Below are 21,711 nucleotides of genomic sequence, written 5' to 3' on the forward strand. Positions count from 1 at the left end.
CGGGCTCCCTCCGCTTGCACCGTCAATCCTCTCCCAGCACCTTCCTGCTTGTTTGAACCCTCTCTTTTCCTGGACATCTTCCCCTCCTTGTTTCCTTGGTTTTACCCCAATTCGGTGTCCAAGAAAACTGGGGACGCCTCAAGGGAGAGTCCCGGGCCAATGGCGGATCGCAGATTGATGTTAAATCCGGCGCTTTTAGTATGTGTATCCGCGTTTGTTTCTACATCATGTTGGATTCCTGTTTGCCCATCCAATGTAAAACCGGACATACCGGAGTATCTTCCTGTAGAGACTCGCGCTAGATATTCCTTTATCTCATACAAGCTCCCCGGCAAGAGATCATCCCTTATTCCATGTCCGACAGAGAGGCGCGTGAACCAATGATTCTCAAGATTCAAATCAATCCCAGTTATCAACTTGAGATCCTGGATTGCCAGGCCAAACTCCGGACGTTTTCCAAGATTTCTCGTCGCCTGCTGCGCCGCAACATGCATGCGCACATTGGTTCGGCCCCGAAGAAGCATTCCAGAAAGGAATCCTCTGGTTTCTTCAATATCATGGTAGTGTCCATAAAACTTGGGATCCGAGCGAATCTTGATGAGTGAATACCGAAACCTCTCAAAGACTGAGCCCTCTAGTTGCCCCAGAAAGCCAGCCGCACTAAGGATATTGGCCGCTGCTTCATAGCCATCATCTCCACCAATTCCATACTCCAAATAAAAGTGAACATTTTCTTGCAGTCGTAGATCACTCGATAGGCTCAGGCCGTCAAATTTTATTTCGTCTGCATCAAAATGAATGGTCTTGCGGATGGCGCTTAGCTGGAGGTCGAATTTGGATGTGAGTGGCGCCTTCATCCAAGCGCTTCCAATTTCGGTGCCTCGTTCTTCCCACCGGGAGCGCAGAATATACGCCCCGGTTTCCAGCTTCCAGGGCCGGACAACAACGCCGGCGCCTCGTCCATATCGCTGCTCATTCATGAGTTTTGATAGCCGCCACGTTCGATCCCCCGCCAACAATTCCAGGCGATCGGACCGTATTGACATTCGATACTCTTCCGGTTCAGCAAAGGGAACGGCTTCCCATGCGTCGGGTCCACGAGCCAAGTAATCAATCCTATAGCGATCGCTCATCCGACCCAGACCGGAAAGCTCAGCTTGTCCAATCACTACTTCATATCCGGACAGACCATTCAGAGATAACTGACTAGGAACCGTCCGAAACTGCTTTTCATCTCCTGCATTTGATACGATTTCACACGCACACCAGGCTTTTTCCTGAATTTGCCGCCCCCCCGGGGCTCGTCCATAGGCCATTAGCCAAACTGTGGAGATCCCCCCATCCCACCCCTCATTGCATGTCTCGACTTTATAACGTACAAGTTGTGTTTCGCTCGGATCGAGGTTGATGGAGCCAGGCTGAGCTTTTATATATGCGCCGCGATCCACATCCGCCCTGAATGAGAGGTCGAGGGAGGCGTTTCCTGTGTTTGTAACCGCCGCCGTGACTTGAAAGATATCTCCTGCGACGATACATCCGGACTGCTGCTCAATATTCAAAATAAAACCAGGAGCCTCCGGAACATCTATTTCAGCATAGGTCTTTTCCATCAGCCCCGTATCATTGAGATTTTCAAGAGAGTATTCAATCTTGTAATGTCCCGCCGCCGCCTTTCTTGAAACGCCGATAGCCACTATGCGTGAGTGTTGTTCCCCGGCGGATAAGGTAAGTACGCCAGCGGGCAGAATGTTGGACCATCCATCCGGAATGATTATATTTTCATTGAGGGAAAGCGCCTTTTCTTGATTGTTTGTTAAGGTAAAACAAAGAGTAGCAACCTGGCCCGGACTCACCTTGATAGTTTTTTTATCTCTGAGCGCAACAGAAAGATCCGCCCCCATCCCGACCGATGAGAGAAAGAATAAAATCAGAAGAGATAGAAATATGCTATTCGATTTGCAGCTCAAGTTTCGAGCCAAACACATGATCGTCGCCATTGTCTGCAACAATCAGTGCAGTGTAGCGGCCATCGGGAAGTTTTGGTATCCCGACGCTAAACCGGGCTGAACACTCCGGATAGATTCGCTTCTGGCCTCCTTGGAAGCGGCCTTGAGAGACCCCATCCCAATTGAAGATTTCCACCCATACAGAAGGCACCAGCTTGACTTCTCCGGTGTTCTCAACATCAAGTTGGATCCTCGCATCACTGTCACCCCAAACAGCATCCAACGAATTGAATAATAGATCATATCTTCCATCCACCCCCACGGTTGTGGTGAGTTGTATTCCATAACGTACGACGGAGGTGAGTAAAAGTTCTCCATTTTGGGGATTCTGTCTTGAATAGTGCGCGATCGGCTCGACCATCAACAGGCTCCAATAGGACCCTCTCAAATCTTTTCCTTCAGGGACTGTCATTGTCCAGGCAATGGGCTGAGATCCTTCCGGTTGGATCGTAAATTGAGGCGGGGCAAAAGTGATCCAGTCGCCGTTTGATCTTTCTTCTGACCCTGGTTCCCCATATAGATTGCTCCCATCAGCATAGAACAAATAATCACGCTGGTAGGCAATGATCTCCTGATATTCTTCACTGTTGTTTTGTATAATGATGACCCCATGATGCGTCTGCCCCGGACGCGATTGAACATCGTACGCCAAGGGACCATCGACACTGATTGAACCGGCAAAGACCGGAAGGGGCATAAGAATTCCTAACAACATAGCTTTCATGGCAAGTCCACCACAGTGTAAATAACTGAAGTAAGATAATTGTTGGGTGTTAGAGAAGCTGAGATACCGGTTATTCGGAGCCGGATGGTAATACCGCTTCGGTCGCCGGCGCCTGAGAAGAGGGCCATATCATTGATTGTGACTTCCTGATAGAATGTTCCCTCTGTAATGGACCCCGTACCGACCCCGGGACCCGTTCGCTTGATCCACAGAACCAAGGAATCAGACCAGTTGGTGTCACTGCGGCGCACATCAACGCGCCACCTGTCGGCGTGTCCCCCGGTATTGGTGATATTGAGAATGATCTCGTCTACCGAGCTTTCATAGGTCGACTTGAATTGTTCGTTGAATCTTGAGAATTGGCCCTTGGCCCCTATACGTTCAACCCAGTTCCCGAGAAGAGAAATATCAACGGCGGGAGCCGGCGATGAAATCGCGGCGCATAGGAGCACCGCCGCAAGAAGCCGCTTTGTCCTCATATCGAACCCCATCCATGGGGAAAATCGCAGGGTGATATCCCACTTTAGTACAAGTTACAAATCTACGACTCCGCCGTGATCGTATAGGTCACCGTATGCACATCGCTGCCTGTTCCCTGTGCCGCCGTCGCACTGGCCGTATAAGATAGATCACAGGTTCCAACTGTCGTTGAGATTCCCGTGACAAAATCCGCGGCTATTGTAGATAAAGTTACCTGTGCGGCAGCGGTTCCTCCTGCGACGTTGGCGGCCACAACTTTCAATGTAAAATCTGGATCAGCAAGATCGGTGGCAACGGTAATTTTTTTACTGGCTTCATTCGTCGTCCAATTCAGATCGGACGTCGTGGCGTCGGTGGCGTCGTCCGGTTGGCTACCCGCGGTAGCTGAATCAATGGTCAAAGTCACGTTTCCACCCACGATGGCGACCTCGTTTATGGCGGCCACGGTAACCGTAACCGTGTGATTGGCTGTTGTTCCGGCCGAAACACCGGTTGCAACAAATGCCGTACAGAGAATTGCAACGATCAGTCTGGCAACCATGATTTCACCTTTCTCCTTAAACGGACTCATCCCCATTAAGCCCAATATGGCGTGCGCATATTACGGCTATCTGAAGACTCTCCCCATCCTTCGGCTTCGAGGCCAAAGAACCTTAGAATCGGTTATCCCCATGCTGTGTCAAACGCCACATAAATGTTACAGTGTATACATATGATATATCCCTAAAGTATTGTGGGATATGCAGTGCCTGCGGTTGAACCCATCGCTTGAAGTGGACCGTGAGGCCGGATAGCAGGGAACCAATTCTTCAGAATTACTCTTGAGACAGTATTAAATCGACGTATTGCGCCCTCTCGTAATTATAACGGTTATATTGAACATCAGATTGACTGATCTTACCCCTAAAAGCATCAATATTTGAATATCCCTTGCTCTCCATCCATTCCTCCAGTCCCGCAAGGAGGGTCTCGATGTAGGAGACGCCATGCTTGTAAAGAGCGGTGGCGGTCTGCACGGCCGTGGCTCCGGCCAGTAAAAACTTCACAACATCGGCGGGCTTGTCCACCCCGCTGTTGGCGATGAGATCCAACTTAACCCATCCATACAACAGGGCGATCCAGCGCAGTGGAAGCAGCGCGTCAACTGAACGACTCCATGTAATCCGTCGTTCAAGGACCTCGGTCTCAATATTGATATCGGGTTGGAAGAAACGGTTAAATAGAACAACACCGTCGGCGCCGCGCCTCTCCAACTCAGCGACGACATTCCCCACCGCCGAGTAGAAGGGACTCAGCTTCACTGCCATCGGCAGGTTGACAGTCTTATGAATCGCCTCGAACGTGTCAAAGAGCTTCTGCTCGACAAGTTGGGCCGGCCTCTTCAGATCAACTTCGACGGCATAGAAATTCAATTCGATGGCATCAACTCCGGTTTCCGCCAGCTGCTTTGTATAATCGACCCAGCTTCCCGAAGACACAGCATTGACGCTGCCGATCAAGGGCATCTTTACCGCTTTTCTGATCTCCTCGACCTGCAGAAGATGCGCCTTGGCGCCGGCATGCTCGAGCGACGGCAGGTAGGTGGAGGCTTCATGAGAGAGAGCCTCTCCAGGTATGAGATTTTCCTCCATCACATTGATTTCATGGAGAATCTGTTCCTCAAAAATGGAGCGGATGACAAGAGCTCCCGCACCCTTTTCTTCGATCTCCTTCACACGATCGAGATTGCTGGAAAAGGTCGACGCCGCCACAACGATAGGATTCTTGATGGAAACTCCCATATAAGAGGTTTTTAGATCGCTCATTATATCACTCCGTCATCCTGTTTAGTGACATGCCATTGCCGGATTTCTCCAAGGGAATGGTTTATGAGAATTCCGGGGTTTTTCTTCACGGCGAACTTCAATAAATTATCAGATCGGCCGGATCGAGTCTATCTTCCAGTTGTCCTTCTCCTTTCCAAATCACCATACTACTTGGTTGACCTATCCCTGTTCCTTCTGTAGTCTGATGGCTCTGGAGATGTTGAGATGTTGAAGAGGGTTTTTACGAAAGAGGTCGCGGGAATGCGTCAGAATCAACATCGATGGTATCGTTCGGTTCCCCCACTCGCCTTGATCCCTGCCTTATATCTTGTCTTTCTCGTGTCGGCGTTTTTTCCCCTTCCATCCGCCGCGATTGAGCCCCCCACCGCTCTCGCAGCTTATGACACGCCCAACGATCCCGGAGGCTCGATCACGCTGACCTGGGAGCTGAGTCCGAATGATCGGATCCCGGAGATCGGTGAAGAACCCGGTGTTCTGCTGCTCACCTATGGAATCCTTCGGTCCCCGCACCCCCAGACCGGCTTCAATGAAATTGACATCGTTCTTCCCGGGATCTCGGAATATACCGATGACACCGCGGATGACGGGGTCTCCTTCTATTACATAGTTGAGGCCCGCGGCGATGACAGGAGCACCGCCCTGACGCCCGTGGTTGGGCCGGTGAAGGCCAGCGGCCAGGTATTCGACACGCGAAAGACCGTGCTCCTCATCTTCATGATCCTCTTCGGCGGCTCGGTTCTCTTTCTCATTCAGCGGGCGCGAGCCGGAAAAGAACTCTATATCCGGCCGATTCCTGGTCTCGCCGCCGTCGATGAGGCCATCGGTCGCGCCACCGAAATGGGCCGGCCGATTCTCTTTGTCCCCGGTCTCGGGGTAGCGGGAGACGTTGCGACGCTGGCGGCCTTCACCATGCTGGGCCGGATCGCACATAAAACGGCCGAGTATCAAACAAATGTCCGGGTTCCCTGTTACGACCCAATGGTCATGACTATTGCTCAAGACGTCGTCAAGTCGGCCTACCTCGATGCCGGTTATCCCGATATGTATAAAGAGGATGACGTCTTTTTCGTTACACAGGATCAATTTTCCTATGTCGCCGCCGTCAACGGTCTCATGATCCGCGAAAAACCGGCGACCAATTTCTATATAGGCAAGTTTTACGCGGAGAGTCTCATTTTAGCGGAAACAGGCAATATTGCCGGATCGATCCAAATCGCCGGCACCGATGAGATCATCCAAATCCCCTTCTTTGTCGCCGCATGTGATTACACTCTTATTGGAGAGGAACTTTATGCGGCGAGCGCCTATCTATCCCGCGAACCGCCGTTGTTGGGAACGCTGAAGGGACAGGATTGGGGCAAGGCGGCGATGATGATCCTGATCGTTCTCGGCGTTCTCGCCGCCACTTTTGGTTGGAATGCTTTTGTTGATTTTTTTGCAACGCAGTAAATTCAAGAACGCTTGAGGAAGCCGCGAGGTTCAGGTCATGAGGCATAGATCATGAAGCGGGAAGTCCCTCTTATCATCACCATGGTGACGGGCCTATTTCTTGCCCTCCAATATTATTCTCCCCACCGGCTTTCCGCACATATTTATGAAACGCTGATGGATTGGTTGATCATTGTCGGTGTGTTTGCCATCATGCTCGGCATTCTCGGTCTTTTACGCCAGCATACGGATAAGCTCAAGACCAGAGAACGCAATTGGCCCTACAGCATCGCCCTGCTTGTGGGGCTCTTCGGCATGGTCATCCTCGGTTTTTGGGGACAGGGAATGGGCTCTCCCTTTGTTCAGGCCTATTTTACGGTCCTCAATCCCGTCCAAGCGACAATGTTCGCCCTTTTGGCGTTTTACATTGCGTCGGCGGCCTACCGCTCTTTCCGTGGCCGGTCGGTTCTGGCGTCGATACTTCTCATTTCAGCCATCATCGTCATGCTCGGCCGGGTACCCCTGGGAGAAATCATCTGGCCGACCGTCAAGATCGGATCAATCACCATTCCCGGAGTCACCGCGATCTCTGACTGGCTTTTGAATGTTCCGAATCTCGCCGCAAAGCGGGCCATCTATGTCGGATTGGGTCTCGGCGGCGCCGCCACGGCGCTAAAGGTCGTCCTCGGTATCGAGGCGCCGCATCTTAGGGGATAGAATCTTGGCCGAAGTTCATAAAAAACATTGGTATGAGCATATGCTGGCGATCGACCGGCGCATACTCTATCTGTTTGTCTTTATCGCTGTTCTAGTCCCGGCGCTTTTCCCCTTCGGCCTCCCTATCAAAATCACGCCCGAGGTTCAAGCGGTCTATGATCGAATTGAGGCGATGCAACCGGGTGAGATCGTGATGTTCCCATTGGAGTATGATCCCTCCACCGCTGCGGAACTCGAGCCGATGGCCTTTGCGATGCTGCGGCATGCATTCTCAAGGAATCTGCGGGTGCTTGCCTGCTGTCTCTCCTCCACCGGTGTCTCTTTGGTAGAGGATGAGATTGCGCGTGTCGCCCGGGAATATGACAAGGAGTATGGTTCGGATTACGTTTATCTCGGATACCAACCCTATCCCGCCATCGTTATCATGACGATGGGTGAAAATTTTAGAACACCCTTCCCCCTCGACTACTACGGCACCTCGCTCGACAGCCTTCCGATGATGAAAAAAACCAAAAACTATGACGATGTCTCCATGGTCTTCACAATTAACGCCACCAGCGGCATCGATTACTGGATCATATATGGTCAGGGGAGGTATAAATTCCCCCTTGGCCTGGGCTCAGCGGCAGTCATGGCGACGAATTATTACCAGTATGTTCAGTCGGGGCAGCTTTTCGGCATCATCAGCGGGCTGCGGGGCGCCGCGGAGTATGAAATCCTCATAGGTCAAGGAAATGTGGCCCGGAAGGGAATGGATGTGCAATCCGTGGCGCATGCCTTGATTATAATATTTATTCTATTGGGCAATATCGCCTTTCTGGTGGAGCGCCGGCGGGCCCGGCACCTCACGGAAGAAGCATAGGCGGGCCCACGGGCCATGGGAAGATAGCGAATGTCTCAAGTCATTTTGACATCGATTGCCGCCTTTTTGACTCTGTGCATCTTCTCTTTCTTATACAAAGAGAATCCCTTCTATCGTTTTGCGGAACACCTGGCTGTTGGTGTTTCGGCCGGTTACTGGATCGTCATTTTATACAATCAAAGCTTTACAGCCAAAGTGATCATCCCATTTCGGGAAGGGAATTTCCTGCCACTATTCCCTTGCCTGCTCGGAATACTGCTCTTTACCCGTCTCTTTGGCAAAATTGGATGGATTTCCCGGATTCCGATGGCCTATATTCTCGGTGTCGGCAGTGGAGCCGCGATCCCCTTGATGCTGCAGACCTATGTCCTTCAGCAGATCCACGCGACCATGCGCCCGGTAGGATTTGCGGGAATACTCCTCACCAATCTCCTCATCGCCATTACCGTGCTCTGCGGGATCGCCTACTTCTTCTTCAGCACACCTCACAAGGGGGTCTTTGGTGGAGCCACGCGCGTCGGTATTTGGACCCTCATGATCGGTTTTGGTGCAACCTTCGGTTTTACGGTGATGGGTCGTATTTCACTGCTGTTGGGGCGGGTCAACTTCCTGATTGATTGGGTCAGACTCCTCACAGGGACCGGAGGAACCGGAATCTAGTTTTGACCTGTCGGTGAATGCGTCTGGTCTCTCCGGCTTTCGTTAGACACAAGATCCGGCTGCTTGGCATTGATCGTCTTCCCTCCGTTGGATCCCTGCCGGTAGGATTTTAAAAAATGCACAAGCGTCCGCATAAATTCACCAGGGCCGAATCCGTAGGCTATGCATCGCTTTAAATAGAAACCGTCGGCCAGATCGCCGAACCACCGGAATATGATATTGGGCTTCGAATCCAAAAGCGGCCGCACGAAGCCATACAGCCCGGGATGCCTGGCCAGCACGCTAAAGAAACATCGCAAATTGAGAATCCGTCGCTTATCTATTTCACTGTTAAAACTCAGAATTGAATCATGATAGTAGTTGTGATTAAGGCGGTCAAAATCCCCATCAAAGTACCCATTCTCAATGGCATACTGCGTCATCTTCAGCTTCGGATAGGGCGTAAATATCGATGCGTTGGCCACATTCGGCCGCACCTTCTGATTAACCTTGAGGGTGTTCATCGCCGTGTCAAAGGTCTCGCCCGGAACGCCAAGAATATTCTCGGTTAAAAGTTTGATCTTATTCTTTTTATATAACTCGGCGGCCTTGTAAATAGACTCCAAATCCATTTTTCTCTTCATCACCTGATTGCGAATAGTCTCATCACCGGATTCTATCCCGGCATACACGAGCCGCAATCCAGCTTCCGCCAAAGCTTCCACCATCTCCCCATCCACATTGTCGAATCGGGCATTAATGCTGAAGGGAATCCGGCATCTCTGTGTGTAGATACGGCAAAATTCCAACGTCCACCGGCGATTCAGTGTAAAGACGTCATCAACGAATGCGACCATCTTCAGCGGGGTTTGCTCCCGAACGTCAAGAATTTCGTCACAAATCGAATCAGCGGATCTTGAACTGAATATACTCCGGTCATCCACTTGATCCTTGTACATTTGATTGTAGCTGTCGTTGAAGCAGTAGGTGCACTTGTAAGGGCATCCCCGATGGGCCATAAAGTGCTTGATCCCGTGCTTATGGAGAATCGGGAATTGATCAAGGTAAAGATCCCTCGCGGGAAATGGAAGCTCGTCCAGTTTTTTATTCCGGGGCAGAATGGGATTTTTAAAAATCTCCTTTTCCCTCTTGACCCAAAAACCGCGCACATCGGTCGGGATGGTCCTGCCCTCACGGTCGAATCGATCGGCCAAGAGGGCCATGGCCTCCTCCCCTTCACCGAGACAAACAGCGTCCACACATGGATGCTCTATCATTTCCGGGAAGAAGGTTGGATGGGGTCCTCCCCATACTGTCGGGACAGAAAATTGCTCCTTTAGGCTTGTGGCGAATCGCAGAACGGCTTGATGACTTCCGGACATGATACTGAAGGCGACGATATCAGGTTGAATCGCCGCAAGCCGGCTGATCGCTTCCTCTGGATGACTGCCGATCACAGTGAGGCTGACCTCATGTCCGGCCCCGCGCAACACGGCGGCGATCCCCGTGATTCCCAAGGGGATTGAAAAGCGAACGGTGTCATCGACGAAGGCAACGCGCATAGAATCCTCCGGAGCCATTGCAACGCAATTTTTTATTATACCTTACTTTCAGGTTCTCTGGCAAATTGGTCTATTTGCATCCCCCCTCGTTTCGTGGAATGCCCGGCACGGTTCTTGAGATATGGATCTCTGTCAGAAGAGCATTGTCTGAGCGGCAAGCCGTATTGAGTTGTCGTTTCGTGGGTTAGTGGCGACGAGCCGAATGATGAATTCCGCCCGCGATGCAAGTTGACCATGGAGGGACACACAGCTGTACGACTCTGTTCATACAGCGATCCAATACGGGCACGCCCAGAGGATTTTGGGGCCGGCACATATGCGATATTAAAGAAAGGGGAAAATGATGCGAAAAGGCTTGGGATGGAAAGAGGTTAATTCGACGCGTTGGTTCCTTCATTTGGTTGGACTGTTTTTATTCCTATTCTCGATGAGTGGCTGTGGAACGGATAATCCGGTTGCGACGGAAGAGACCAGGACCCAAACGACCCAACTGGATGAAGCTTTATTCGATGCCAATCCGCAGCTGGATATCCAGGGTCAGACAGACCACCCGGTTAATCGGTGGAGCCATCTCGCGGACACGTTGGGACTCTCTGAAGAGCAGGTCTTGGAATTGCAGGCCGCATTGAAGGAATTGGCCACGGCGTTGCGAGAGTTGCGAGGACTGGTGCATGCGGGTGAAATGACGATGGAAGAGGCTATCGAGGCGGCTCAGCTTCTACGCCAGGACTTCGAATTGAGGTTGCAGGAAATCCTCACTCCGGAACAATATGAGCTTCTTTTAACACTTCGCCCAAACCTCCCGGGTCCGCACTATCCTGGCCGGCGAGGTCCCAATGGGGGACGTTCCAGCGCATCGCAATTCCAAGGAACCCTCCCATTGACGGAAGATGATGAAGTGTTGGTCCAGGTCGCCCCTCAGACGTTTATACTCAACACCACTCAGAGCGGCGAGATAACGGTTCATGCCGAGGTTCCATACTCTGCCGTCGACACCTCTTCGATCACATTGAACGGTATTCCCGTGACCTGGACAAAAGCGGATAATCGTGGGGAGTTGGTTGCCAAGTTTGATGAATCCTTAGTGGAGGCGATACTGGAGGTTCCCAGCACTCTGCTCACTTTGACTGGTAACCGGCTGGATGGAACGACATTCTCCGGTTCCGATGAAGTACAAGTAAGACCCTGATCTTCCTAGAAAAGACCCGGCAGAAGGCCTCATTTCAGATTCTGCCGGGTTTTCTCTTATGCGGCTCTCGCCTCAAAGATCTGCCGGATGGTATTGGAAAGCACTTCTCTCGACACCGGTTTGAAGAGATACCCCTTGATGCCCATGGAGTCAGCCATATCCTCTGAGATCGCCTTGCTATAACCTGAGCAAAGAATAACCGGCAACCCCGGGCGGATCTCCAGAACCGCCTTGGCCAGATCAGAACCGACTAATCCGGGCATTGTCTGATCGGTCACAAGAATATCATACTCATCTGGATCCTTCCGAAAGGCCTCCAAGGCTAAGCGGCTGTCCTCAAAAACTGTGACATCATAACCCGATTTTTCCAAGGATATCTTTGCCAGATCAAGGATAGACCTTTCAGCATCCACAAAGAGGATTCGTTTTCTCCCCGCATCATAGATCGGTCTTGAACTTTCTTCGCTATCAGATTCGACATGCCCGCCATGGATCGGTATAAAGACATCAAACTGGGTTCCCCTTCCAACCTTGCTATCGACAAGTTCAATGTCCAACTCCCCCGGCCATCCTCCATGGCCTGAAAGGAGCTTGTCACAAGATTCATTATGATTTGATGGATGCTGTCCGAATCAGCCAAGACAGAACCGACAGTCGGATCAATTCTTGACTTTAGATTTATTGTAGAAGGGAGCGAACCCTTAGAAATTGAATAACCTCATCAAGAATGGGAGCGATCATGATGGGCTTCCGCTCCCTCTCCTTTTGCCGGCTGAAAGCCAGAATTTGGCTCACAAAGCCCTTGGCCCTCATCGTCGCTTTGAAGATCTGAACGAGCGCACCTGAGCAGGAAGCCTTCTTTTCATTCATCTCCTTTGCCAGCTCCGTGAAACCAAGAATAATGTGAAGCAGATTATTGAAATCATGAGCAATGCCTCCGGCCAGCTTTCCAAGGGCTTCCATTTTTTGAGATTGCAATTGTTGAGTTTGAAGTATTTTATGTTGCGTAATATTTTTCAGAACTAAAACAGCACCTATGACGTTTCCATCCTTGTCATACATCGGGCGCCCCGAGCTGAGAACGGTGAATCCCTCAGGCACCCGCGGATTTCGGATGAATTGCTCAACATTATCGGTGGACAGACCTGCCAAAGCTCTGGAGAGATTCAGATCCTCATTCGGAATTTTTGTCATTTTGTCGCGTTTGAATACACCATATTCATTGGACCAGTGACTTGAATGCATATATTCCGATCCGAGAATCTTTTCCGCCTCCCTGTTGGCATAGACGAGGGAACCATGGCTATTGGCCACCATGACAGCGTCACTCATGCTCTCCATAATTCCCCATAGGCGTTCCGCGCTCTCCAAAAGCACGGCCGCCACCCGCCGCTCCTCCGTCACATCCCGCCAAATGCTGATGATATAAAGGTGATCCCGAAGCGAAATGGTTTTGGCGCTAATCATAGTATCGCAGATGCCGCCATCTTTCTTTTTCATTTTTGCCATAAATGACTCATGTCCGGCCTGCACTGATTCTTCAACAGGCCTTACCGTCTCTTCTGGAAATTCCATCGCATCGACATCCTGGAGCCCGAAACGAGAGAATTCTTCCCGGTTGTATCCAAGAATTTCAGGGGCACGGTCATTAAACTCATAAAAGTTTGTTGTTTCGCAATCGATGAGAACAACAGCATCGCCCGCTTGTTCAAAGACCCCGCGATATTTGGATTCCGACTCAAGCAGAGCCTTCTTGACTCGCTGTCGCTCCCCGATCTCAGTATTCAATTTGTCGATCGATATTGTTGTGTATTGTAGGTGTTGGGTCATCTTGTTAATGGACAGCGCTAATTCAGTTATCTCATCCTTCCCGGAGATGATGGCCTTTTGACTGAAATCGCCTCTCTACCGGTTCGTTTTACTTCCAAAAAGAGTTGATCCGCCTTAAATGCGGCGAACTCTCCAATCTTCTCCATCCTCCCATCCAATGCAGCGAGGTGTTCGGCTTCCCGATCCATGGTAATTTTCCCTGCCGCACGGCTATCACCCTCTTCCATCAGGATGAAAACCTCAGACCGGATTCCCTTCCAATCCCGAAAGGCGTCATTTGCCTCAATAATCTCACGTTTATCCCCCAAATATATTTTTGAAATCAGGTCAAACGACCGCTGATATTGTTTCTCTTTTAGATCGATTTGGGAGGCTAACGGCTTGATCTCGTCGGCGTCATCCGATAGGACAACATCCTTCATGGATCGATGCATCGTCGTTATATCTAATTTTATGTCCCTCACCGCATTCTCGACGACAAGAGGATGTTCATACATATCTCTGTTCAATCCAGTCAGTTTGTTCAACTTGACCAGAGTCGTGAGTCCAAAAATGAAGGTCAAAAAGATCACAATCCCAAAGCCAAGCGCCAGCCGAGTCTTTATAGAGACATTGGAGAGGATCATAAGACTTCCCTTTTCAACAATGATCACGGGATCTTTTTGGTACTGAATATCACAACTCTCTTCAATTTATTGACAGAGTCACCGAATATAGTTAGAAGATAAAATCACCTATCGCGTATCATTGCAATACGATACGTCTTATTTCAGGTCTCATCTGATCACAAACTCTGAATTGCGCCGGGTAATGGATCTGGATTATTCTTTAAAAATCTGTCATGTAAGCAACAGTAGACGCATTCAGCCTGGAGCCCACTCATGAATGAAATGAATAGTCACCATCGAGATCTACTGCTCCATGTCGCCCGCAGGGTCATGAAGGAGCGGTCTCTCTTGCCGGAATTCTCCCGCGAAATCCTATCGGAGTTGGAAGGTCTGAACGCAGCCCCGCTGAATGATGGATCTCAGCGGAAGGATCTGCGCCATCTCCTCTGGTCATCGATCGATAATGATGATTCCCGCGATCTGGATCAGCTTACGGTGGCCGAACCGCTCTCTGACGGATCGGTGAAAATGCTCGTGGCCGTGGCCGATGTTGATTCCCTGGTCAAAAAAGGGGATGCGGTTGATGATCACGCCCGGCATAATACAACATCCGTCTATACCGCCGGGCAGGTTTTCTCCATGCTGCCGGAAAAGCTTTCTTACGATCTAACCTCGCTCAATGAAAATGAAGATCGTCCGGCGATGATCATCGAGATGGTCTTTGATGCTGGCGGGCGGCTGCAGGCTTCCGATATTTACCAGGCCCTCGTTCGCAATCAGGCACAACTTGCTTATAACAGCATCGCAGCGTGGTTGGAGGAGGGAGCCCCGGAACCGGAGCCGGTATCCGCCATTGAGGGCTTGAAAGAAAATCTCCGTCTTCAAGATAGGATGGCGCAAAAGCTGAAGACAATCCGGCATGAGCTCGGTGCTCTCGAACTCCAAACAATACAAACACATGCCGTTTTTGACGGCGATGCGATGGTCGCGCTTGAGATCGATCAGAAGAACCGCGCCCGCGAACTCATCGAAAATCTCATGATCGCTGCCAACGGGGTCACGGCCGGCTTCCTGAATCGAAAGAAACTCCCCTCTCTCCGGCGTGTCGTCCGCACCCCAAGGCGGTGGGATCGGATTGTCACCTTGGCAATGGATCTCGGTTTCCAACTTCCCCAAAACCCCAGCTCCAAAGCCCTTTCCGCCTTTTTAAAAAACCAGGAAGAGAAAGACCCTTTGCGTTTCCCCGATGTTTCTCTCACTGTTGTTAAACTTATCGGTTCAGGTGAATACCGCGTGGCGATGCCTGGAGAATCAGTGGAAGGCCATTTTGGATTGGCTGTCAAGAATTATACCCATTCGACGGCTCCGAACCGGCGGTTTCCCGATCTTATAACCCAACGTCTTTTAAAGGCGGCTCTCAGTGATGCCCCGTCGCCTTACAATGAGGAGGAGCTAAATCAACTGGCGGCTCATTGTACACAGAAAGAGGATGATGCCGATAAAGTCGAACGACAGGTGGCGAAATCGGCGGCGGCGATCCTGTTGGAGGATCGAATCGGCGAACGGTTCAGTGCCATCGTCACAGGCGCCTCCGAGAAAGGAACCTGGGTCCGGATTTTTGATCCGCCCATAGAAGGGATGCTCGTTGAGGGTTTCGATGGCCTTGATGTCGGCGACTCCATCCAAGTGAAGTTGGTCGACACTAATGTCGATAACGGCTATATCGATTTTTCGAAAATGAGCTTTTAGGGGGTGGCTATGCAGGGCGGTGAGGATGATGAAGATCCCAGGGGCGATAATCGGGGCCATCCGGATTTTGATGAGAAGACAATCAATAGTGGTTCGGCCGGCAACGGGCCGCTCGACAGCGGTTCCATCGGCGCAGACCCCATCAGCGCTGAACATGGCCGCTTTATTCCGGGCACCGTTTTCGCCAAGCGGTATCGTATTGTAAGCCTTATCGGCCGCGGCGGCATGGGAGAGGTTTACCGCGCCGATGATCTCGAACTTGGCTCCCCCGTCGCCCTCAAGCTCCTTCCCTACAATCTTGCCGGACAAAAGGCCGCTCTTGATCTTCTTCGGAGCGAAGTTCGAATCGCCCGACAGGTGACCCATCCCAATGTGTGCCGGATCTATGATATCGGTGAATCGGACGGACAATACTTCATCAGCATGGAGTATATCGATGGAGAGGATCTGGCGTCCGTTATCCGCCGGATGGGTCGGCCGACTGAGGAAAAGGCCCTGAACATAGCCCGTCAGATTTGTTCGGGTCTATCGGCGGCTCATGATATAGGGGTGCTTCATCGCGATCTAAAACCGGCGAATATCATGCTCGACGGCCGCGGGCGGATTCGAATCATGGATTTCGGTCTCGCCGGATTGGCCAAGGATCTCACCTCCCCTGGGAAGATCGCTGGAACACCACAATACATGGCTCCAGAGCAGCTCTCGGGTCAAGGGGTCACCCTGAGAAGCGATGTCTACTCCCTCGGTCTCGTCCTCTTCGAGCTTTTTACCGGACGCCGAGCCTATGAGGTCGAAACGGTCAAAGGGCTCCAAAAACTCCATGAGACGGGCCCTCCCAGCAGCGTTTCGGATCTTGTGCGAGGGATCGACCCCCTCATTGAACAATTGATCGCGCGATGTCTGTCAAGACTCCCCGCCGAACGGCCCTCCTCCGCTCAAGCGGTGGCGATCTCCCTGCCCGGCGGCGATCCATTGGCGGCTGCTATTGCAGCCGGTGAGACGCCATCACCCGAAATGGTCGCCGCGGCGGGTGGCAAAGGCGCCCTCTCACCCTTGGTTCGTCTGGGGCTTCTCCTGGGCACCCTGATCTCAATCCTGATCCTTGCCTTTTTGGATATGCGCCCACCTCTACTTCAGGTATCACCCCATGAAAAAAGCCCGGAAATTCTAAAAAATAGGGCCCGTGAAATTATCAATCGATTCGGATATGAAGAAAAGCCTCAGCATTCGGGATTAGGCTTTAAGTATCGTTGGGCCTATATCGACCGGCTTGCAGAGAGGCTCGATTTCAAAGATCCCCTCCAAGCCATTGAACAGGCCCGGCCGACATCGCTCTGGTTCTGGTATCGACAGAGTCAACATGCGATGACGGCGCAAGAGGTCTTTCGCGCAAGCCTCATGTCCAATGTGCCCGGAGTTCATGAGCGGGGAATGATCTCTGCGACGATTGACTTGGACGGCCGCGTGATGGAATTCCGTGCCATACCCGAGGATCCTTATCACCCGGTCGAATGGATAAGGGATCCACAGAATCCCGACACCATTCTCACCGATCAAGGCAATACAAACAGTCTTCTGATCATTGACACCGAAGGACGGGTCATAGGCACTGACGGATCCCCGCGCAGCCTTGCACCAGGTAATACCATCACGTATCGGGGGCCTCCGCTGGCCGTTGCGGGGGAAATTCTCTTTTGCTTCAATGCGCCGGAAGCCGAGCAGGTTTATTTGTCCGGGGATTTCAACAATTGGTCTCAGAAATTGGATGCCATGACCCGCGGAGTTGATGGGGTTTGGCGGATCGCACTTCCTCTGCCCCCAGGAAATCACTCGTACAAGTATGTTCTCAGAACAGCCGTCGAGCCGGTTCATTGGCCGGAAATACTGGAAGCCGCCGGCTATGAGCCGGATCGGTTCACAAAATCCGCGCCCCTCTATATACCCCAAACATCATATGATGAAATCGTTTCGTGGAAAGGGAGCATTTCTGATAATCCTAATGTTCCCCTTTGCATTGAGGCCGCTTCACTCGACGGCAAGATCGTCCTCTTTCAAACAACATTTTGGGGTGGGATTTTACCAGCGACGATGGAGGCGGCGGCCCATCTCTCTGTCCGGGGATCTTGGTGGAATATCTTCTCGTTGATCTTTTTGGGATTTATCATTCTTACCGCCATTTACTATGCGCGTCAGAATGTCAAGCTCGGCAAGAGCGACCGCCGGAGCGCGACCAAGCTGGCCATTCTTGTCTTCTTCGTCTTCTTCGTGAGAGAGCTCTGCTCGGCTCCTCACTATCCGAACTTCTCCGTTGAAATCGAGGTTTTGATAAACTCCCTCATAGGCATATCAGGGGTCGCGCTCCTTCTGGCCGGTTTTGTCTGGTTGATCTATGTCGTCGTGGAACCCTATATGCGCCGGCACAGCCCTGAGAGAATCACGAGTTGGAACCGCCTGCTCGCCGGCCGATGGAAGGATCCACTCGTGGGCCGGGATCTACTGATCGGTTCGACCATGGCCGCCGCCATGGCGCTCATTGAGCCGATCTATCTGTCGCTGCTCCCATTCCTCAGCACAAGAAAGATCGTAGGCCAATTTAATTGGCAGACCCTCCTGGGGGGGCGTTATGCTTTGGCGGGAGTGCCTGATGTCATTATCAAGACCCTGCCCATCGGGTTATTGTTTTTGGTTCTTTTCCCTGTACTGAAGGTTGTGGCTCGAAAAGACTGGATTGTCGCCCTCATCATCTTTCTTTTCATTGGAATTGGTCAGGTCCAGAGCGCCATCGATGATTATGGAACTGGGGCGCCAACAATTTATTACATTATCGGTTTCGCGCTCGTTGCCAGCACCTTTATCTCTTTTCTCATTATCCGTCTCAGGCTTCTGGCTTTTGTCGCGGCGCTCTGGATCTTAAACATTCTTAATACATTTCCGATTTCGCTCGATCTCACGACTTGGTATGCAGGCACCTCTATTTTCGGCTTCTTGCTCCTCGCCGCCTTGCCTCTTTTCGGATATTGGACATCAAAGGGTTCCGGGGCATCACTGGACATGGCGGCCCGTAATCGGTAATAGATTACCTGTATTCTCCATCTCCGGCAGACGGAGGCTATGAGGAGATTAACGCAACCGGATGAATTCTTTCGTCACCACCGGACCCTCGGCTGGTTGTATCCGGGCATAGTAGATCCCCGATCCAAGAGACGCGCCCCGGGTATCGATTCCATCCCATGAGATCACCCTCTGCCCCCGCCCGAAGGCCAATGATCGCACCCTCTGTCCCAGGATATTGACAACCTCCAATTGTATCGGAGCCTGTTGAACATTATCGATGGCGAAGTTAACGATTCCATGACTGGGATTCGGCCAGATTCTAAAATCTCTCTTCAACGTTATCGGCGAATCTTCCAGACCGGATATGGCCGCGCTTAACATAATCTCCCGGTTTCCCCCCACCATCTGGCTCCAAGTGACAGCGGGAACCCCCACGAAATATTCAACATCCGGTGATCTGACATCATCTTCGATGGCAAGATCGGAGTATTCCCAGTACCAACCGAGCTCAGAACGCCGCGCGATGACAAGGTCTCTCCTGGTGGTTTCAAACAACTCATCCAGCTCTTGGTAGACATAACTCACGATCGGCTGGTCGTCATTATCGACGGCGATGCTGGCGTCCTGACAGGTCCACCATTCCGAAAATGTTTTAGAGAGAACCTCGGCCGGCCCCCATCCGGTGGGCGCTTCCCAAGGTGTATAAAGCAGATGCCAGCATGGACAAGGCGGTAAGGCGCCCGGCAGAGCGGCGAGATGGACGAGGGATGAGCCACCCCTCGAGACTCCGGCGAGGGGAGCGCTCGCTTCGGATGGCTCTCCCCCTGGATCGATCCAACTCGATCCGTTCCAGATCGTCGCAACATAATGGCACAACCAATCAGCGTCCAGACGGCTCGAAAATAGTGTTAGACCAAGAGGACTTTCACAAAGAAGATTTCCTCCGATTCCAAAGCATGATTCATGGGTGAAGGGCACCCAATTCTCGATTTCATTCGCCACATAAACGGATGAATCACTATCGGTCCAGGAGACCCAACGGGATCCGTCGGCTCTGAAGTAGGCGAAGGGATTGAGCTGATTACCTTCGATTTCCGGCGCAATGGGATAACGGTCCCAGATGACGCCGTCGGTTACGACGGTGACCACCCTGGATATATTGGCATGATTCTCTTGCCACGCGATCCAAATATGCTCTGTATCGAGAACTGAAATGGAGGGTACGGTGGCATTGTGAAGCCCGTCGGAAACCTGGAAGGGACTGCTCCATTCCCCATCCTTCCATTGCCTATAGATAATCTTTCCAATCCCCCCGGTGACTTCCGACCAAACAATATGGAGGGAGAGGTCCGATCCCACCGCCAGATCCGGCTCCTCCGAATATTCCTCTGAGTTGCTGATGTTGATATACTGGGCCTGAGGCGTGGTGACCCTTGCCAGGAAGAGAGTGAGAGAAACGAAAAGAAAACTCGACAACCAGCAGTTGAACCGCAGGGTTCTCATGGCGACCTCCTTGACGTGACACTCTTTTTTAGCGCGACGCTACACAGTTGGATGCAGTCAGGATAGCACCGCATCTATCAGGGGTCAACTTCTATCCGAGATGTCACAGATGCTTGACATAAGGCGAATATCATTGATGGCCTGTCACCATCCGATCTTATCAAGAGGTAACACTGGAGTTCCTCAAAGGTGTCAACAGGGCGCCGGCGAGGCTTCATATCCGGCACTTTTAATGGCCGCCATCAAAACCTCATCTGAGAGAGCGTGGCCTTTGACAATGGCGCGGCCATCTTCAAGGGAGATGGAAACATCCGCCACACCCTCAATCGATCGTATCGCCCGCTCGACGCTGCTTGTGCAATGACCGCAGGACATCCCCTTAACATTGAAGCAAGCTGTTTCCATATCGGCTGTCTCCTTTTGCGCCAGGCCCCTTGAACCCCGGGCCTCTCTTCGATGTCTCAACTTGATCCCGAGGGCCCTCAAGACAAGAGCCCCGAGGAGCAGGGCCGTGCCCCACTCCCACCACTGAGCCTGCGAGAGAGCACCGGCCATCTCGAGATGCCCGCCATGGGAGGGATCCTGCTGAAGTGATACCGGCAGCCTCGCATGAGGGAAAAACTGCTGGAAAAGAAGACCGGAAAGGTAGCTCGTAACCACGATGGTTGTTAAGTAGACCGCGACGACCCGGCGGCCCAGCACTTTTATAAAAACACTCAATGTCGCGGCGTTGGTTGCCGGTCCGGCGATGAGAAAAACGATGGCTCCTCCAAGGGGAAGCCCCTTGAGTACCAGCGCGGCGGCGACGGGCAGAGAGCCGGTGGCGCAAACATAGAGGGGCACCGCGACGAGCAGCACCGCCAGCATCTGCAGGTACGGATTAGGGAAGGTGCGCGTTAGAAACTCATCCGGCATGAAGACCGAGATCGCCCCGCCGATAAGGGTTCCAAGAACCAGCCAACCGGCGATATCCTCCACCAGCATCCCCAAACCATAGGAAAGGGCCGACCGCCCCTTGGCCGAGAAAGAAGCCCTTGCAGGAGAGGCCTCCTCGATCACTGGAGCATCCCCGCTGATGGGGACATTTACCGCTCTGAGCGGTTCAAGCAGAGAGAGAACCGTGCCCCCGATGACACCCGACACAAAGGCCGTCAGGACCTTCCAGAGAGCGATGGGCAGCCCCAGGATGGCGTAGGAGGCCAGGAAGGAATCGATGCCGGTTTGAGGGGTCGAGATCAGAAAGGAGGTTATGGCCGGCCTTGAGGCCCCCCGCCTTTTCAAGAGATCGGCGAAGGGAATCACGCCGCAGGAACATAGGGGCAGCGGTGTTCCAATCAATGCGGCCTTAAGCGCCGCCCTGAATCCATGACCACCCAAATGCCGGACAATCCAATGTTGCGGGACCGCCACATGCAAGACGCCCGCCAGGAAAAAGCCCAACAAGAGATAGGGCGCCATGAGCAAAAACAGCTGCAGGGAACCAACGAGCCAACTCTGCAAATATGATAGTGCCATCTCACACAATCCTCTAGGT

The 21,711-nt window shown here is 52.0% G+C and carries 18 protein-coding genes; 7 read left to right on the forward strand and 11 right to left on the reverse strand.

Annotation, left to right across the window (positions count from 1 at the left end; genetic code table 11):
- Positions 1–101: 101 nt before the first annotated feature.
- From KJ970_10065 to KJ970_10085, 5 genes are all read right to left on the reverse strand, one after another.
- A complete protein-coding gene (locus KJ970_10065) occupies positions 102–1,694 on the reverse strand; it encodes a hypothetical protein (GenBank protein ID MBU2691264.1) in 1,593 nt (530 codons plus the stop codon).
- 253 nt (positions 1,695–1,947) lie between these two features.
- On the reverse strand, positions 1,948–2,730 hold the full coding sequence (locus KJ970_10070; GenBank protein ID MBU2691265.1) for a hypothetical protein: 783 nt from the start codon (positions 2,728–2,730) through the stop codon (positions 1,948–1,950).
- The gene (locus tag KJ970_10075; protein ID MBU2691266.1) at positions 2,727–3,209 is read right to left on the reverse strand and encodes a hypothetical protein; all 483 of its coding nucleotides are present in this window, start codon (positions 3,207–3,209) and stop codon (positions 2,727–2,729) included. Before KJ970_10075 ends, KJ970_10070 begins: the two co-directional genes overlap by 4 nt.
- 62 nt (positions 3,210–3,271) lie before the next feature.
- Entirely contained in the window at positions 3,272–3,751 is a 480-nt protein-coding gene (locus KJ970_10080) for a hypothetical protein (GenBank protein MBU2691267.1), read from the reverse strand.
- Positions 3,752–4,025: 274 nt separating this feature from the next.
- Positions 4,026–5,015 (reverse strand): dihydroorotate dehydrogenase-like protein, encoded by a 990-nt coding sequence (locus tag KJ970_10085; protein ID MBU2691268.1) that lies wholly within the window; start codon positions 5,013–5,015, stop codon positions 4,026–4,028.
- Positions 5,016–5,240: 225 nt separating this feature from the next.
- Between KJ970_10085 and KJ970_10090 the strand changes: the two genes are divergently transcribed.
- Genes KJ970_10090 through KJ970_10105 form a run of 4 tightly spaced genes read left to right on the forward strand, consistent with a single transcriptional unit; the run spans position 5,241 to position 8,703 of the window.
- Positions 5,241–6,485: a hypothetical protein gene (locus tag KJ970_10090; protein ID MBU2691269.1), complete on the forward strand. Its 1,245-nt coding sequence runs from the start codon at positions 5,241–5,243 to the stop codon at positions 6,483–6,485.
- A gap of 51 nt (positions 6,486–6,536) precedes the next feature.
- Positions 6,537–7,181 (forward strand): hypothetical protein, encoded by a 645-nt coding sequence (locus KJ970_10095; protein MBU2691270.1) that lies wholly within the window; start codon positions 6,537–6,539, stop codon positions 7,179–7,181.
- A gap of 4 nt (positions 7,182–7,185) precedes the next feature.
- Positions 7,186–8,043 (forward strand): hypothetical protein, encoded by an 858-nt coding sequence (locus KJ970_10100; protein MBU2691271.1) that lies wholly within the window; start codon positions 7,186–7,188, stop codon positions 8,041–8,043.
- Positions 8,044–8,073: 30 nt separating this feature from the next.
- Entirely contained in the window at positions 8,074–8,703 is a 630-nt protein-coding gene (locus KJ970_10105) for a hypothetical protein (protein ID MBU2691272.1), read from the forward strand.
- Here KJ970_10105 and KJ970_10110 read toward each other — a convergent pair.
- Positions 8,700–10,244, reverse strand: a complete 1,545-nt coding sequence (locus KJ970_10110) for a B12-binding domain-containing radical SAM protein (protein ID MBU2691273.1) — start codon at positions 10,242–10,244, stop codon at positions 8,700–8,702. The two genes, KJ970_10105 and KJ970_10110, sit on opposite strands and share 4 nt — an antisense overlap.
- A gap of 427 nt (positions 10,245–10,671) precedes the next feature.
- Here KJ970_10110 and KJ970_10115 point away from each other — a divergent pair, with 427 nt between their 5' ends.
- Positions 10,672–11,433, forward strand: coding sequence for a hypothetical protein (locus tag KJ970_10115; protein ID MBU2691274.1), 762 nt, complete (start codon positions 10,672–10,674; stop codon positions 11,431–11,433).
- Between the two features lie 56 nt (positions 11,434–11,489).
- Here the strand turns inward: KJ970_10115 and KJ970_10120 are convergent, their stop codons facing one another.
- From KJ970_10120 to KJ970_10130, 3 genes are all read right to left on the reverse strand, one after another.
- Positions 11,490–11,990, reverse strand: coding sequence for a response regulator (locus KJ970_10120; protein MBU2691275.1), 501 nt, complete (start codon positions 11,988–11,990; stop codon positions 11,490–11,492).
- A gap of 121 nt (positions 11,991–12,111) precedes the next feature.
- On the reverse strand, positions 12,112–13,263 hold the full coding sequence (locus KJ970_10125) for a PAS domain S-box protein (GenBank protein ID MBU2691276.1): 1,152 nt from the start codon (positions 13,261–13,263) through the stop codon (positions 12,112–12,114).
- A gap of 26 nt (positions 13,264–13,289) precedes the next feature.
- Entirely contained in the window at positions 13,290–13,889 is a 600-nt protein-coding gene (locus KJ970_10130; GenBank protein MBU2691277.1) for an MCP four helix bundle domain-containing protein, read from the reverse strand.
- Positions 13,890–14,144: 255 nt separating this feature from the next.
- Between KJ970_10130 and KJ970_10135 the strand changes: the two genes are divergently transcribed.
- Positions 14,145–15,620 (forward strand): RNB domain-containing ribonuclease, encoded by a 1,476-nt coding sequence (locus KJ970_10135; protein ID MBU2691278.1) that lies wholly within the window; start codon positions 14,145–14,147, stop codon positions 15,618–15,620.
- A gap of 9 nt (positions 15,621–15,629) precedes the next feature.
- Positions 15,630–18,692, forward strand: coding sequence for a protein kinase (locus tag KJ970_10140; protein ID MBU2691279.1), 3,063 nt, complete (start codon positions 15,630–15,632; stop codon positions 18,690–18,692).
- A 48-nt stretch (positions 18,693–18,740) separates the two neighbouring features.
- Here the strand turns inward: KJ970_10140 and KJ970_10145 are convergent, their stop codons facing one another.
- Positions 18,741–20,177 (reverse strand): T9SS type A sorting domain-containing protein, encoded by a 1,437-nt coding sequence (locus KJ970_10145; protein MBU2691280.1) that lies wholly within the window; start codon positions 20,175–20,177, stop codon positions 18,741–18,743.
- A 192-nt stretch (positions 20,178–20,369) separates the two neighbouring features.
- Positions 20,370–21,692, reverse strand: a complete 1,323-nt coding sequence (locus KJ970_10150; protein ID MBU2691281.1) for a permease — start codon at positions 21,690–21,692, stop codon at positions 20,370–20,372.
- Positions 21,693–21,711 lie beyond the last annotated feature (19 nt).

It is taken from the genome of Candidatus Eisenbacteria bacterium, from assembly GCA_018831195.1.
In the GTDB taxonomy this organism is placed as follows: Bacteria; Eisenbacteria; RBG-16-71-46; order CAIMUX01; family JAHJDP01; genus JAHJDP01.